Genomic DNA, 15,956 nt, shown 5'->3' on the forward strand with positions numbered 1-15,956 from the left:
GGGACGCGGAACCTATTGTGGATGCATTTGGCTGAGAAAATCAGGTTAATGCACTATCTGCCAATGCAGATAAGTCGCCGCTAAAGCTGTTTCAAATGAAAGACGCCCCGGATTGTTTAAACATGACGAACCGGACAGGCAGAGCGTGTCCGGTTATCATCAGCAGAAACAAAACTGGAACGAAACGACTTGGAGCATGTCTCCCGAAAGTGGGAACCGGTTTCGGGACAAAGACATGCGTAAAAAAATTATAGAGCATTTCCAATGATTCAATCAAAACAGGAAAAGCTCTAAGTCATCGCGCTCCAGTGGAATTCGCAAAGCGTCAGGCTTCTTCGCCTTCGAACATCTGCACAGGCTGGCTTGGCATGATCGTCGAAATCGCATGCTTGTAGACAAGCTGCGAATGACCGTCACGGCGCAAAAGCACGCAGAAATTATCAAACGACGTTACAATGCCGGTCAGTTTCACGCCATTGATAAGAAAAATCGTCAGGGAAATTTTCTGCTTACGTACAGAATTCAGAAAAAGGTCTTGTAGATTTTGCGATCGTTCAGCCATTGTTTTTATTCCTTTAATCGATCAGCAGCCAGCTCGCGATGTGTTAAACGAACACGCGCATGCACATAAATCAAGCACCGGAGCGTGCAAAACCGGGGCTCGACTGCAATTGCTGTGGAAAGACAACTGCTTCGCTATTTAGCTTCGGTTAACAGGATGGGAATCTTTGCGCAACCGTCAATTTCATTAGTCGCCCGGCAAATTCCGTCAGGCGAGATGGTTTCGTTATCTCAATCGGCCACGACAAGCTCTTCATTTTATAGAGGTTCAAGCAGTGGCTGCGTGAAATCTATCGTGCGATCCAAAAACTTCCGGGCCGGAGCGAAACGAACGTTCCAATCCGACAGGGGGGATGCCCCAATGCGTCAGAAGAACTCCAGACTGACGCGGAACATCTGCTCCACATGCTTTACGGCGTCAGACGTTGCGAAAATGACGACACGATCCTTAGGCTTGATCCGCACATCGCCATTGGGGCGGATCACCTGCCCGTCGCGATAGATTGCCCCGATTCGCAAGCCTTCCGGCAAGTCGAGATCGCGCAGCGGCGCACCGACGAGCGATGACGTTTCCAGCGCCTCGGCTTCGATCAGTTCGGCCATATCGCGATAGACACTGTAGACCGCCCGGATGCGGCCCCGGCGCACATGCTGCAGGATTTTCGAGATCGTGACCGCCTTCGGATTGATGTAGGCATCGATCCCCACCATGTGGGTAAAATCCTGATAGGCGACCGTATTAAGCAGGGCCATGTTGGACTTGCAGCCCAGACGTTTGGCCATGATGCTCGACAGGATATTGACTTGATCCTGATTGGTCAGTGCCACCATCAGGTCGGCATCCTGAATATCGGCTTCCTGCAGGAGATTCTGGTCCAGCGCGCTGCCATGCAGAACCATGGTGCGCTTCAGCTGATCGGCAATCGCGAACGCACGATCATGCTCGCTCTCGATCATCTTGACGCGCGTATTCCACTTGCGGTCCTCGATGGCCTTGGCCACGTAGAGACCAATATTGCCGCCGCCTGCAATAACGATGCGGCTGGCTTCCGGTTTCTCGTGCCCGAACAAGGCAAGCGTGCGGCGAACCTGCTCGCGCGTTGTCACGACATAGGCCAGATCGCCCGCGTTCAGCTCGTCGGATGAGCGCGGGATGAACAGGCTATCATTGCGCACCACGCCAACGACAGTCGCTGCAAGATCGGGAAACAGATCAGTCAGCTGTTTCAGCGGCGTATTGATGACCGGACATTCATCAAGACATTCGATCGCGAGACCGATGATCTTGTCGTCCGCGAAGCGCAACACGTCTGTCGCGCCCTGCAACGCGATGCGTCGCAGAACCACCTCGCCCACTTCCAGTTCAGGCGAAATGATAACATCGATTGGCAGGTTTTCGCGCAGGAACAGGTCCTGATACTCGGCCTTGAGATAGGATTGCGCACGGATGCGGGCAATCTTGGTTGGCACGTTGAACACCGAGTGCGCCACCTGACAGGCCACCATATTGACCTCGTCGGACAATGTGACGGCAATGATCATATCCGCTTCGTCTGCGCCCGCAGCCGCAAGCACATCGGGCTGCGACCCGTGACCGACAAATCCCCGCACATCAAGTGTGTCGCGCACGATCTCGACATGGCGTGCGGATGTATCGATGACAGAGACATCGTTCTCTTCGGCGGCAAGCCGCTCGGCGATGCCGTATCCGACTTGCCCTGCTCCGCAAACGATTACCCGCATGACTGCTCCGTCCGAGACAATGAGAGCATTTCCAGCAAAAGTGCGAAGCGGTTTTGCGTAGGATAATGCAACAAAACAGATATCTAGAGCGGCTCCAGCCTCTCCTCTTTGGCTGGAGCGCCCTAAATGCTTATACGCCCAGAGACTTCAGTTTGCGATGCAGCGCCGAACGCTCCATGCCAACGAACTCCGCCGTGCGCGAAATATTGCCGCCGAACCGGTTGATCTGGGCGATCAGATATTCCTTCTCGAAACGCTCGCGCGCCTCGCGCAACGGAAGCGCCATGATGTGCTGGTCGGATTCCGTTGGTGCGCGTGGCAGGGTGTCGCCGATCTCAGCCGGCAAAAGATCGGCTGTCACGGGCTCTTCGGGATCGTCGCCACGTGCCAGAATCATCAGGCGTTCGACATTGTTGCGAAGCTGGCGAAGATTGCCCGGCCAGCTATGCGCCTGCAGAACCGCCATCGCGTCTGGCCCGATCTTGCGCGGCTTGATGCCAGCCTGTTCGGCAATCTGCTTCATGAAGTAATCAACCAGAGACGGAATATCCTCGCGCCGGGATGCAAGCGGCGGCACCTGCACAGGGACAACCGACAGACGGTGGAACAGGTCTTCGCGGAACGTGCCTTCCGCAATCATGCCTTCGAGGTTCTGTGCCGTCGAGGAGATGATACGCACATCCACCTTCACGCGCTTGGTGCCGCCAACGCGCTCAAACTGCTGGTCGACAAGCACACGCAGAATCTTGTTTTGCGTCTCGCGCGGCATATCCGCAACTTCATCGAGATAGAGAATACCGCCATGGGCTTCTTCCAGAGCGCCAACCTTGCGCTCGCCGCCGTCCATCTCTGTGCCGAAAAGCTCGATCTCCATCCGCTCTGGCGTGATGGTTGCGGCATTAACGGTCACGAACGGTCCACTGGCGCGGCTCGACTGCGCATGGATGGCACGCGCGGCAAGTTCCTTGCCCGCACCCGACGGGCCAGTGATCATGATGCGGCTGTTGGTTGGCGCCACGCGTTCAATGGTCTGGCGCAGCTGGTTCAACACCAGTGATGCACCGATCAATTCCAGATGGTCGCCAGTACGTTTGCGCAAGTTCGAGACTTCGCGCTTCAGCTTCGAGGTTTCAAGCGCCCGTTCCGCAACGAGGATCAGACGATCAGCCTTGAACGGCTTTTCGATGAAATCGTAAGCGCCGCGCCGGATGGCAGACACCGCCGTTTCGATGTTGCCGTGACCGGAAATCATCACCACCGGCAGTTCGGGGTGCTGCTTCTTGATTTCATCGAGCAGCGCCAGACCATCCAGACGGCTGCCCTGCAGCCAGATATCCAGGAAAACCAGCCGGGGAACGCGATCGTTGATCGCTGCGAGCGCGCTGTCCGCATCGAAAGCCGTGCGGGTTTCATGGCCTTCATCGCTCAGGATGCCTGCAACAAGTTCCCGGATATCCGCTTCGTCATCAACTACAAGAATATCGGCAGCCATATCAAATCACCTGTCCAGCTATGTTCTTTTGGTCATTTTCCGCATTGGTGCCAGCCTCGCCGGCAGGTCCCGCATTCGCACCAGCTTCGTTGGCAGGCGCTTGCGGGAAGACCATGCGTATCATCGCGCCTCGGCCTCCGTGGAAATCCGAAGGCGCGTCATGCAATTCCAGATGCCCGCCATGATCCTCGACGATCTTGCGGACAATCGCGAGACCAAGGCCAGTGCCCTTCTCGCGCGTCGTCATATAAGGTTCGAGCAGCTTCTGGCGGTCGTCGCCCGGCAGGCCCTTGCCATTGTCAATAACATCGACAACCAGTTGCCCGTCCGCCTGATAGGAACGGATGAGGATATGCCCGCCTTCGCCTTCCTTGGCGCGATCTTCCTTCGGAAGTCCGTCAATGGCTTCGCTGGCATTCTTGATGACATTGCCGAACGCCTGCCCGATCAGGCGGCTGTCGAAGGAACCGACCAGTTTTTCCGCTCCGAAATCGTTCTGGAAGCGAATATCGCTGCGGCTGACTTCAATCAGGAACGAGGCTTCGCGCAATGCCTCGCGCATGTCCATAAGCCGCATTTCCGGCTTCGGCATGCGGGCAAAGGCGGAGAATTCATCGACCATGCGCCCGATATCTCCCACCTGGCGGATGATCGTATCCGTGCACTGGTCGAAAACCTCGCGATCCTCGGTGATCACCTTGCCGTAACGGCGGCGAATGCGTTCGGCTGAAAGCTGGATCGGCGTGAGCGGATTCTTGATCTCATGCGCAATGCGGCGGGCGACATCCGCCCAGGCCGACGAACGCTGTGCCTGCACCAGATCGGTGATGTCATCCACGGTCACCACATAGGAATGATCTTCGGATTCCGTATCCTCGACGGTCACCTGCACGTTGAACGTGCGCGCCACGCCGCCGCGGGTCATGCTGACCTGCTCGCGGTGTACGGCACGTCCCGTTGAACGGGCGACCTCGAAAGCCTGCCCAATCTCTGGCGCAATGCTGGTAAGGCTTTTGCCAACAGCATCATCCGATGTGACACCGAACATATGCTCTGCGGAACGGTTCAGAATGGAGATACAGCCATCTGTTTCGATGCCGATGACGCCTGCCGTCACACCGGAAAGCACGGCTTCAGAGAAGCGACGGCGCTCATCGATCTGGTCCTTGGCGGAAATCAACTCGTTACGCTGGCTCTTAAGTTCCGCGACCATGTTGTTGAAAGTGCCGGACAATGCGCCGACATCACCGTCCGAAGCGCGTACCGGAACCGAGATATCGAGGTTACCAGCCGCCACGTCGTCCGACGCGCCGATCAGCAGACGGATCGGGCGCACCAGCCGGTCAGCAACAGCAATACCGGTCCAGATCGCCGAAAGCAGAACGATCAGCGTCAGACCGAAATAGAGCAGCGCGAACGCGATCTGCGTTGGAATGCGGTTCGCATCCATTTCCTGATAGCGCTGGGTGTTGGCTTCCATCAGGCGCATGGCGTCGAGAATCTGCGAATCCACGGCGCGAACCGTATAGAGATAGACGTCCGGTATTTCGCGCATCTTGATAATTGCGCCGACGAAATTACTGTTTCCCGGCGGGATGATGACCGGCTTGCCGTCCGGTGCCGTCTTCAGTGCATCTTCAGTCGGCGGGGGCAAGCGATCTTCGACGCCGGTATCGCTTTTGACGACCACTTCACCATTTTCACGCACCAGGAACGCACCGAGCAGACCGCGACCGCGCGTCTGCAACGTCATCAACTGGACGAAGCCGCCACGATCAAGACTGTAGATGGTGCGCTGCGCATCGAGATCCTGCAGCATCGAATAGGACGTGCTTTGCAGGTTAAGCGCGGTTTCGCGGATATAGGCGGTGGTCAGGCTCTGCGATGAACTCACAATGTCTCGGGTATTGGTGTCAAACCAGCGATCCAGACCCAGATTGAGCGTTACGGAAGCAACGATGGCCACCACGATGGCAGGAACCGCCGCAATCAACGAAAACAGCGCGACGATGCGGACATGCAGGCGCGAAGCGGCCTTTCCAAGCCGGCGGGCCATGACGATGCGATAGACTTCGCGGCAAATCAGCAGAATGAGGAACAGAATCAACGCGACATTGATAATGACCAATGCCAGCGTTACCGTCCGGTCAGGCGTGATCGGGGTAATGCCAATCAGAATGGCGAAGGATATCGATGCCGTAATCAGCGCTGAAACAACAGTGATGATACCCGGCAGCGCCAGAAGCCTGCGCCCCTCGCCGCCTTGCGATGATTGTTTCTCGCCGTTCATGTCCGTCGTCAGATTCGCCGTGCTCATGTTAACCATGTTACCCAATAGCGTTGCATCTATGCAACGCATTGTGGCGAAAATGCAACGTTTGTTTCGCACTCAGTTGTTGACGAAGGGTAACTCTCGTTCAGCGGCCATGCGGATACTCGTCAGTCAACCCAATGGAGACAACATTCGGCGCTCAATTTTTGGCGCAATGCATCAGAAATTGAGCCTGGCCATTGCAAGTGAATCGACAAACTCTCCGGCTCGGAAAGCATCCTTCACGTGAATGCCCTCCGGGACGAAACCGAACTTCTCATAGAGATGGATCGCGGCGACATTGTCGACATAAACGGTCAGTTCAAGCCGCTTCAGACCGAGCCAGTTATCGGCGATCTCGATCAGCTCGGTCATAAGTGCCGTGCCTATCCCCTTGCCGACATACTGGTCGTCTATTCCCATTATAATGCCTGCGGTATGGCTCCGTCTTCCGGTGCGCCGCAGCAAGCCAGCGTTTGCGACGATCTCCTCATTGATCGTCGCAACAATCACCGTCGATTCCGGTCCGAGCGAATCCAGCCATTTCTTCGTGGTCTCAAGGCGCTGGAACGGCGTGCGTAAAGTGCCGAACCGAAATCCCGGCATGTTCTGCAGGCGGGTGAGACCTTCAGCATCCGTAGCTTCTACTGCGCGAATGACGAGATTTTCAGGTCGCATTTGGACTCCTGATTTCAGTGTTCCGGCAATCTTCAGTTCGCAGGCTGGCAAACATCCAGACATGCTGAGACCGGTTCGCGGTTCTTATCGCAGATACAACCGTTTGACGCGGAATAGGATAGTCCGGGCTTTTCCCGGTCGTAAAATGAATAAATTGCAACAAGTACGAAGCCTGAAATCGTCAGGCACAATATTTGATACATTTTGACCTCCCTTGCGCCGGAAGATCAACATTGTCCTTGCTGGCGGAGAATTTCTCAACGCCAACAAATGCCTCGTAATTATATGGATTAGCTATTGCGCGTGCGCGAGTAGCCCTTCTGACACAGCAACACCGCCCAAATTGGGCGGTGTTGCAAAATTCAGTATGCCGAACGACCCATTGGTTCTGCGCGATCAGTTTTCAGCGCCGTAAGCGTCGAAATCAAAGTACTTGTCGTTGACTTCCTTGTACTTGCCGTTCGCGCGGATCGCCTTGATGGCATTGTTGAACTTTTCGACCAGTTCAGGGCGGCCCTTCTTCAAGGCAACGCCGACGCCAACACCATGGATGTTGTCGTCGGACGGATAAGTGCCGACCATCTTGCAGCAGGCACCATCCGGCGTCTTCAGCCATTCGCTCAGCGTTACACTGTCGTCGTTGACGGCATCAAGGCGACCATTGGCCATATCGAGCCGGTATTCTTCGGCAGTCGGATAAGCCTTGATCGTGCTGTCGGTGAAGGCGTGTTCGGCATAGTTGGCGTGCGTCGTTGACACCTGAACGCCAATTGTCTTGCCGGCAAGGTCTTCCTTGGTCACACCCTTGATGTCGCTGTCCTTGGGTACCGCGATGCCGGGAGGCGTGTTGTAATACTTATTGGAGAAGTCGACCTGCTTCTTGCGCTCATCCGTGATCGACATGGAGGATACATAAGCGTCAAACTTTCCGGCCTGAAGTGCCGGAATAGTGCCATCCCACTCCTGCGTGATGAATGTACACTCGGCTTTCATTTCCTCGCAGAGCGCCCTTGCAATATCGACATCAAAGCCCGACAGCGAGCCATCCGGATTGGTGAAATTGAACGGCGGATAGGCGCCTTCCGTTCCGATTACAAGTTTCAATGGCTCTTCGGCAGTTGCCGCGCCGATCACCAAACCACTTGCCGTTGCCGCGATCCCCACAATCGAAGCTGCCACAGCGATACGCTTTAATACGCGCATTCAGATCCCTCCCATTTCATTTTGGCTTTTCCAGAATTGAACTTCTGGTTAAGCCCCTGGCAAGGGGAGGTTCAAGCAGGCAATGCCAAATTGCCGACTCGTCATGATTTCTCCCCCGCCGCTATCAATAGATGGTTCGATGGAGCTTGCACAATGTCTTTTTGATTACGGAAATAGTTCTCGATTCTGTCCCGATTGCACGCACAAACGCTGTTCATCAAGCTCATCAAGTAAATGGCGCACCCGACACGATGCGAACCTGTGCCCTCTGCCTTCGGTGTCTTCATCAATTAGGCAAGCACTAAAACCTACTTTGCAAACTACCGTACAGCTACCGCCGACAATAGATAAGATCGAAACAAAATAGACCTTTTCAACGATAAAAAAGTAATCATGATAAGCGATTAGGATAAAGCTAACGAGTTGATGTTCCCAGCGGGAGGGCTAACTAAAATAAACATAAATCGTTCCAAACATTGGCGCGAAATTATGGAAAATAATAGAATACATTAAACATAACACGCAAATATTGCCAAAGGTGTGCAATGAATAGCCTACTTGATGTGACTCTTGACGCAGCAAAACAAGACCAGAGAACAGTTGACGATAATCGCCGCAGCGTTGCACCTCTGCTGGACGGGATGTCTTTCTATGAAAGTATCCGTCATAGTGATGACCGTGGCAGCGTAACGGAAATATATGACCCGCGCTGGAACTGGCATCCAGATCCGATGGTGTTTTCCTATATGTTCACGATACGCCCCGGCATGGTAAAAGGCTGGGGACTACATAAGGAGCACGAAGATAGATACTTTGTGATCAGCGGCGAATTAGAGCTTGTCTTATTTGATCCAAGGCCGGAATCGAGCACTTACAATAAAATTTGCAAAGTATATTTATCCGGAAGCCAGCCAAGGCTTGTAAATGTGCCGAAGTTTGTTTGGCATGCAGATCACAACATAGGTAACTCCGAACTCGTAGTGCTGAATTTCCCAACGATACAATATGATCATTCAAAACCAGATAAATACCGCCTCCCTCTCGATACGGATCTGATACCTTATGACTTCGGAGCAGCAAAGGGATGGTAAGCGATCCTCTGTTCTCGATATTGCTTCCTACCCATAGCCGGGTCGATGTAATCGGCTATGCGGTGCAATCAGTATTAAATCAGACAGTTAAGGATTTTGAACTACTCGTTGTCGGGGACGGATGCCCGCCCGAAACGCGTACAATTTTGCAAGGCTTCAACGACCCTCGGATTCGCTTTTTTGACCTGCCTAAGGCGCCGCATTTTGGCTATGCAAATCGTAATATTGCATTGAAAGAATCGCGCGGTAAATTCATCGCCTTCATGGCGGACGATGACCTAATATTGCCAGATCATCTGGAGGTATTGGAGGAGGCATTAAGCGGAGGAAGCGCGCTCGCGTATACTCAGGCAATTTGGATTTCGACAGATGGAATTGCGGCACCATTTTTGACAAATCTTGAGTTCGAAGATGAACGTGAATTCTTTATACTGCATCAAAACTCGATACCAGCCAGTTGCTTCGCTTACCGGGCAGACGCGCTGTCGCAAAGGGATGTTTGGCCAGAAGATGTTTCTTCCGCCGGCGACTGGCGGCTATGGCACGAAATTATCCAAAAGAACCCTGACGATCCATTGACTTATCGGCGCTTGCCGACAGTACTTCATTTTTCGGCACACTGGAAACAGTCACGAAGTTCAGGCATGCCTCAACTCGCCAATTTTCTTGATATCGCTGACAGCGCTGATTGGTGGCCCACCGCTCTCAGGCCCAACGTACCAGCTTCAATGAACGAGCAGAGTGTATTCGCATCAATGCTGTTTGAAGAGCCAGTCTTGTGGCCGGCAAAAATACGTCGTGCCGCAACCGATTTAATTAATAGGATTGCCTGGGACAACATTAGATTTTTACACGACGATGCTAGGAGGATCGAGGTACTATCTGAAGAATTACGCACACTAACTGAACGCAATAACGTACTTTCCGAGCAGCTTGCCAATCAAAAGGCGGAAAGCAACGTCCATTTGGAAGCGCTTTCAAAATCCCAACAAGATGTAGTAAAATATACGAATGAAATAGACCAACTCCGCAATTCAACTTGTTGGAAGCTCACAGCTCCGCTTCGAAATGTTGTTGAGTTTGTTCGCAGGCAGCTTGGCCAGGACGGAAAAAACTCTTTAAGAACGTGATGCTGCCCGTACCCGATCGAGAGGCTTGTTCGTTTTCTTCATTCGGTCGCGCAGTTGACGGCCTTCACGCCGGCGAGATAGCCAGCCGCCACAAGGGCGGAGCTTGTCCTGCAGAAATTCCACAGTGAATTTCAGATGCTTGAAACACAGGGGCCAGCGACCCAATCAATCCAATTAGCGCCAGGAGGAGCGACGGTCGTATGATGACCCTTCGGGCGCATACCTGTGCAACGTCTCGCAGGAATCGACGGCGATAGTGATATGTCCCTGCTTGGGTAATGACGATGCGCTTCAATGCAAGCCCATTGCGCACCTTCCGTAGACCCGTTTATGGACCGGAAAGGCCGAGAAATCATAGAAACCATTGATACTTAACGGATTTTTGGAGAAAAATGGCGCACCCGACAGGATTCGAACCTGTGACCTCTGCCTTCGGAGGGCAGCACTCTATCCAGCTGAGCTACGGGTGCATTGCCGGAAGGCTCGAAGCCTTTACATGCGCGTTTCTAACTGAACCGCGCATATGCATCAATGGCTTATTTTGATTAAGCGGCGCAAATTTTGCCGTTAGAGCGCATCCCGAAAAGTGTGAAACGGTTTTCGGATGAGATGCGCGCCAGAACAGACAGTTGAAGCGCCCTATGAACGCAACCCCGGAGCCTCCTGCCCCGTGCGTTCCACATATTCCGTATAGCCGCCGCCATATTGCTGGATGCCATCCGGTGTCAGTTCCAGAACCCGGTTCGACAAAGCGCCGAGGAAATGCCGGTCGTGCGATACGAACAGCATCGTTCCCTCATAGGCAGCAAGCGCCTTGATGAGCATTTCCTTCGTATCGAGATCAAGGTGGTTGGTCGGCTCGTCCAGGACCAGGAAATTCGGCGGATCGAACAGCATGGCCGCCATGACCAGACGCGCCTTTTCACCGCCCGAAAGCACCCGGCACTTCTTTTCGATATCGTCACCGGAGAATCCGAAGCAGCCAGCCAGTGCGCGAAGTGGGGCCTGCCCTGCCTTCGGGAAGCGCTCTTCCAGCCATTCCAGTATCGTTGCATCGCCGTCGAGCACATCCATCGCATGCTGCGCGAAATAGCCGAGCTTGACGCTAGCGCCAACATTGACGTTGCCCTTGTCCGGCTCGGCAGCGCCTGCAACCAGTTTCAGCAGCGTCGATTTTCCTGCACCATTGATGCCCATGATGCACCACCGTTCGCGGCGGCGAACCATGAAGTCAAAACCGTCATAGATCGTGCGGCTGCCATAGGTCTTGTGCACACCCTTCAGGCTCACAACGTCCTCACCCGAACGCGGCGCCGGGGCAAAGTCGAAAGCGACCGTCTGGCGGCGGCGTGGCGGCTCCACGCGGTCGATCTTCTCCAGCTTCTTTACGCGGCTTTGAACCTGCGAAGCGTGGGACGCGCGCGCCTTGAAGCGCTCGATAAACTTGATTTCTTTGGCAAGCATGGCCTGCTGGCGCTCAAACTGTGCCTGCTGCTGCTTTTCGTTCAGCGCCCGCTGGCCCTCATAGAAGCCATAGTCGCCGGAATAGGTCGTGAGCGAACCACCATCGATTTCAATGATCTTGGTCACGATGCGGTTCATGAATTCACGGTCGTGCGAAGTCATCAGCAACGCGCCGTCGTAGTTCTTGAGGAATGCTTCCAGCCAGATGAGGCTTTCGAGATCAAGATGGTTGCTCGGTTCGTCGAGCAGCATCACATCCGGGCGCATCAGCAGAATGCGCGCCAGCGCAACACGCATTTTCCAACCGCCGGAGAGCTTGCCGACATCGCCATCCATCATTTCCTGCGTAAAGCTGAGACCGGCCAAAACTTCGCGCGCACGGCCATCGAGACCGTAGCCATCCAGCTCCTCGTAGCGCGCCTGCACTTCACCGTAGCGCTCGATGATCACATCCATCTCGTCCATACGGTCCGGATCGACCATCGCGGCTTCCAGCTCGCGAAGTTCAGCCGCAACTACGCTGACGGGCCCCGCACCTTCCATCACTTCCGCAACGGCTGATCGACCGCCCATTTCGCCGACATTCTGGTCGAAATAACCGACCGTGACGCCTTTTTCGACGGAAACCTGGCCTTCGTCCGGCAGTTCATCGCCGGTGATCATGCGAAACAGGGTTGTCTTGCCCGCACCGTTTGGACCGACAAGGCCGATCTTTTCGCCACGGTTCAAAGCGGCGGAAGCCTCGATATAGAGAATGCGATGGCTGTTGGACTTGCTGATATTGTCGATGCGGATCATGGAACGGGAGGACTTTGTTGAGTGGAATGGAGCGTAAGGTTGTCGCGTTGCGGCCTCCCTATGCCATGACAGCACGGGCAAGTCACCCCGCTTCGCGATCAAGTGTCGGACGGAAGGCTCAGGGAATATTACGTAACCATTGCTGGGTCGAGAATTTCTCGACCGCAAGCTTTTCCGCAGCTGCATATTCTTCCGGCGTAATCTTGCTGCTCACGCCGCCATTCAGCGACACGAACATATCCTTCATGCGCTTGATGACTTCTTCGCGCGGCAGTCCTGTCTGGCTGCGCACCGGGTCGACACGCTTGACTGCACTGGCTGTGCCCTTGTCACTCAACTTCTCGCGCCCGATACGCAGGACCTTCACCATCTTCTCGGCATCCATGTCATAAGCCATGGTGACATGGTGGAGAACTGTCCCCTTGGAAAAGCGTTTCTGCGCCGCGCCGCCGATCTTGCCCTTGGAGCTCGAAATATCGTTCAGCGGTTTATAGAAAGCATCGATGCCGAGGGAGTTGAGCGCTTTCAACACCCAATCATCCAGAAATGCGTAGGAATCGGCGAAGCTCATATCCCCTACGAGTTCGCCCGGCGCATAAAGCGAATAGGTGATGGTACTGCCGGGTTCCACAAACATCGCGCCGCCACCGGTAACGCGACGGACAGTTTCGACGCCGAATTCCCGCGTTGCGTCCATATCGACTTCATTGCGCAGTGACTGAAATGCGCCGATGATGATGGCGGGGCGTTCCCATTCCCAGAAGCGTAATGTTGGCGCGCGGCGTCCGGCGGCAACCTCCTGCGCCAGAACCTCGTCAAGCGCAAGATGCATGGCAGGGGAAACCGCAGGCATTTCAACGATCTGCCATTCGAAATCCCGCCATGTGCGGGCAACACCCAAAGCCCGCCGGACGGCAATCGCAACCGCTTCCGGGCTGAAGCCGAGCATCATGGCCTCGGGCCGCAGACCTGCCCTCACAGCGTCGGCAATCTGCTCCGACGACGCGTCGGCAGAGAGACCTTCGACAGCGTTGCGGATATCCTCCAGAGCCTCGTCCGGCTCCAGGAAGAAGTCGCCCGCCACCTGCACATTGCTCAGACGCCCGTCACGAACATCCAGATCGACAACGACAAGTTTTCCGCCGTGGACTTTGTATTCGCCGTGCATATGGGCAGCCTTCCAAAGATTGAACGTGAGTGTTTCACTCTCATTTCATGAAAGCTGCGGGAAAGGAAGCGGTTCAGGAGTGGTCGCCGGATTATATTCCAGCTTCAGAAGGCGCAACGTGCTGAACAAGCGAGGTCTGGCGCACTTCCTTGGTCTTGTGGCCGACATAGAAGCCAGTGGCAATCATGGCCGCCAGAATAACGACAATCAATTTGAAACTGAAAGGCAGATGGTGCATTTCTGGTCCTCACTCCAGCTCCAAGCAAACCAGAGCAGGAAATGATTGTCGACCCCACATTCGTTCCAGCTCTTCGACACCCGCAAAATTCCTGTCAGGCGTTGCAAGCTTGCAGCTCTTTGTGAACTGCGCATTCATCCTCTGTTCAAGATATCGGAACTAAAGCATATTTCATCGATATCAGAGGGACTCATCATGACACCTGCACTCAAGACGACTGTTGCTTCACTATGCCTTGGCGGCCTGGTGGCCGTCCTCTCCCCCCTTGTAACGCCGGCGTCCGCAGCCAAGTTGCAGCGCTGCGCAAGTGAGAACGGAGTCTGCCAGCTGCCCTACCCGGCAGAAGTGGTCTATGGCACCGGCGGACAAAATACGTCGCGCTTCATTGATCGGCCACAGGTCACCTGTTCGAACCGCGTCTTCGGTGACCCGGCGCCGGGCAAAAAGAAAAGCTGCTCCTTCGTGGTTCAGGATCGCTGGGAAGACAGGCCTGGCCGTCCGGGTCGCCCTGATCGCCCCGGACGCCAGGATCGGTATGATCCGTATGACCGCTATGATGACCGCGACCGCGACTGGAGCCGTTGTGCGAAGGAAGGCGGGTTCTGCGATTTTTACGGTCGCAAGCGCGTCCGCTACGGCGCAAATGGCCGGTTCACGGAAGGCGTCTTCCGCAATGGCGTCCAATGTGACAATCGCGCCTTCGGCGATCCCGCACGCGGTAAGGCTAAAGCCTGCTACGTACTCGATTAAGAGCCGGACGTAAGAATATAGAAGCCCGGACTGATCAGTTCGGGCTTTTTCTATCTAGTTAATGCAGAATCTCGAAAATATACATATCACACTGTTTTTATTATACTTTGTTTCCAGCTTCACCGAAAATACTATAGCAGTTACGACCTTTGCCCTTTGCCTCATAGAGCGCAATGTCCGCATTGCGGGCGAGCGTGTCCGGCGTTGTGCCGTCGCGCGGTGCGAGAACTGCCCCGACGCTTGCCGAAACATCCAGATTGACGCCGTGGATGAGGAAAGGTTCTCGAAAAGCCTCAACCACCCTTCCAGCCACCGTCTCGATGATTTCCATGCAATCTTCATCAGGAAGAATGACGGCGAATTCGTCACCTCCCACACGCACCGGAATATCTGTTTCCCTTAAGGCGGAACGCAAACGTTGAGCCGCTTCGATCAGAAGCGCGTCGCCCATCAGGTGACCGTAGGTGTCGTTGACCGCCTTGAACCGATCGAGATCAATTAGCAGCGCACCAATCGGCTTGCCCTGCTGCAAGGCTTTTTCGATCATCGGAATGGCAAGTTCGGTGAGAGCCCCGCGATTATAAAGTTTGGTCAGGCGGTCGGTCAGTGCGAGGCGCTTGAGAGCGGTGGAATCGTCAGTGAGGAATTTGTTGGTCTTTTGCAACCGCAGCAATCCACTCGCAATGCGGGCAAAATCCTCAAGCTTGGCACGTTCCGTATCGGAAATCTTTCGCGGCCTGCTATCGACAATGCACAGGGAGCCGACCGTCAATCCGGCATCGACAGACACCGGTGCACCAGCATAAAAGCGGAAACGCGGTTCGCCGGTCACATAAGGCATGCTGCAAAAGAGGTCGTTCTCGACCATATCCTCAATCACGAATAGCTCACCGCTTTCCACCACGAAGGTGCAGGCAGTCAACTCGCGGGGACAACTGCTGACCTTTTCGCCAGCATTGGCAGCAACACGCTGCCAGTCCTCGTCGATGATGTTGAGAGCAGACGTGCTGACGTCAAAAACGTCTTTCACAAGCGATACAAGGGTATCCAGTTCGGGCAGTCCAAGGCTGGACACGGAAACAAGACTACGGACGCTTTCAAGTCGCTCGACTTCATTGGCAGGAACCGAAAAAGGCTTCTTTTCCGTCATCGAACTATAGGCATCCATGCTCATCATTCTCACCGTCATCTATGCTCCCTTTTTGGATATAGATAGTGATGAGAACCTCGACAGCAAGCCAAGCTTGTCCGGACAGGCAGAGTTCGAACAGGTTTTTGTCAGGCGGAAGCAAGATGGCGAAACAGGTGTTTCACTATAAAACAAAAAAA

Annotated in this window: 13 protein-coding genes, 1 tRNA gene and 1 pseudogene; 3 read left to right on the top strand and 12 right to left on the bottom strand. The window is 54.5% G+C overall.

All coding sequences use genetic code 11. The features are described 5' to 3' along the window. Positions 1–325: 325 nt before the first annotated feature. The 7 genes and pseudogenes from hfq to OANT_RS11490 form a co-directional block, all read right to left on the bottom strand. Complete coding sequence (gene hfq / locus OANT_RS11465; protein WP_002964239.1) at positions 326–562, bottom strand: RNA chaperone Hfq; 237 nt, start codon at positions 560–562, stop codon at positions 326–328. Positions 563–567: 5 nt separating this feature from the next. After that, positions 568–780, bottom strand: a pseudogene (locus OANT_RS26890) (hypothetical protein). Between the two features lie 147 nt (positions 781–927). Next, the gene (trkA, locus tag OANT_RS11470; protein ID WP_010660146.1) at positions 928–2,304 is read right to left on the bottom strand and encodes a Trk system potassium transporter TrkA; all 1,377 of its coding nucleotides are present in this window, start codon (positions 2,302–2,304) and stop codon (positions 928–930) included. Positions 2,305–2,434: 130 nt separating this feature from the next. Beyond that, positions 2,435–3,796, bottom strand: a complete 1,362-nt coding sequence (gene ntrX / locus OANT_RS11475; protein ID WP_012092093.1) for a nitrogen assimilation response regulator NtrX — start codon at positions 3,794–3,796, stop codon at positions 2,435–2,437. 1 nt (position 3,797) lies between these two features. Next, positions 3,798–6,155: a sensor histidine kinase NtrY-like gene (locus OANT_RS11480; RefSeq protein ID WP_040129319.1), complete on the bottom strand. Its 2,358-nt coding sequence runs from the start codon at positions 6,153–6,155 to the stop codon at positions 3,798–3,800. Positions 6,156–6,287: 132 nt separating this feature from the next. After that, entirely contained in the window at positions 6,288–6,785 is a 498-nt protein-coding gene (locus OANT_RS11485; protein ID WP_012092095.1) for a GNAT family N-acetyltransferase, read from the bottom strand. 396 nt (positions 6,786–7,181) lie between these two features. Beyond that, on the bottom strand, positions 7,182–7,988 hold the full coding sequence (locus OANT_RS11490) for an ABC transporter substrate-binding protein (RefSeq protein ID WP_010660151.1): 807 nt from the start codon (positions 7,986–7,988) through the stop codon (positions 7,182–7,184). A 545-nt stretch (positions 7,989–8,533) separates the two neighbouring features. Here OANT_RS11490 and OANT_RS11495 point away from each other — a divergent pair. Both OANT_RS11495 and OANT_RS11500 read left to right on the top strand, forming a co-directional pair. Further along, positions 8,534–9,079 (top strand): polysaccharide biosynthesis C-terminal domain-containing protein, encoded by a 546-nt coding sequence (locus tag OANT_RS11495; RefSeq protein ID WP_012092097.1) that lies wholly within the window; start codon positions 8,534–8,536, stop codon positions 9,077–9,079. Continuing rightward, positions 9,073–10,209, top strand: a complete 1,137-nt coding sequence (locus OANT_RS11500; protein ID WP_012092098.1) for a glycosyltransferase family 2 protein — start codon at positions 9,073–9,075, stop codon at positions 10,207–10,209. The genes OANT_RS11495 and OANT_RS11500 overlap by 7 nt, the downstream gene beginning before the upstream one ends. Positions 10,210–10,602: 393 nt before the next feature. Here the strand turns inward: OANT_RS11500 and OANT_RS11505 are convergent. The 4 genes from OANT_RS11505 to OANT_RS26730 form a co-directional block, all read right to left on the bottom strand. Then, positions 10,603–10,679, bottom strand: a tRNA-Arg gene (locus OANT_RS11505). 169 nt (positions 10,680–10,848) lie between these two features. Continuing rightward, on the bottom strand, positions 10,849–12,471 hold the full coding sequence (gene abc-f / locus OANT_RS11510) for a ribosomal protection-like ABC-F family protein (RefSeq protein WP_040129321.1): 1,623 nt from the start codon (positions 12,469–12,471) through the stop codon (positions 10,849–10,851). A gap of 118 nt (positions 12,472–12,589) precedes the next feature. Next, positions 12,590–13,639 (bottom strand): lipoate-protein ligase LplAB, encoded by a 1,050-nt coding sequence (gene lplAB, locus OANT_RS11515; protein WP_012092100.1) that lies wholly within the window; start codon positions 13,637–13,639, stop codon positions 12,590–12,592. A 91-nt stretch (positions 13,640–13,730) separates the two neighbouring features. Beyond that, positions 13,731–13,877, bottom strand: coding sequence for a hypothetical protein (locus tag OANT_RS26730; RefSeq protein ID WP_158304328.1), 147 nt, complete (start codon positions 13,875–13,877; stop codon positions 13,731–13,733). 195 nt (positions 13,878–14,072) lie between these two features. Here OANT_RS26730 and OANT_RS11520 point away from each other — a divergent pair, with 195 nt between their 5' ends. Continuing rightward, on the top strand, positions 14,073–14,627 hold the full coding sequence (locus OANT_RS11520) for a hypothetical protein (protein WP_012092101.1): 555 nt from the start codon (positions 14,073–14,075) through the stop codon (positions 14,625–14,627). Between the two features lie 100 nt (positions 14,628–14,727). Here the strand turns inward: OANT_RS11520 and OANT_RS11525 are convergent, their stop codons facing one another. Further along, positions 14,728–15,816 (bottom strand): sensor domain-containing diguanylate cyclase, encoded by a 1,089-nt coding sequence (locus tag OANT_RS11525; protein WP_012092102.1) that lies wholly within the window; start codon positions 15,814–15,816, stop codon positions 14,728–14,730. Positions 15,817–15,956 lie beyond the last annotated feature (140 nt).

This window comes from Brucella anthropi ATCC 49188 (assembly GCF_000017405.1).
Taxonomy (GTDB): domain Bacteria; phylum Pseudomonadota; class Alphaproteobacteria; order Rhizobiales; family Rhizobiaceae; genus Brucella; species Brucella anthropi.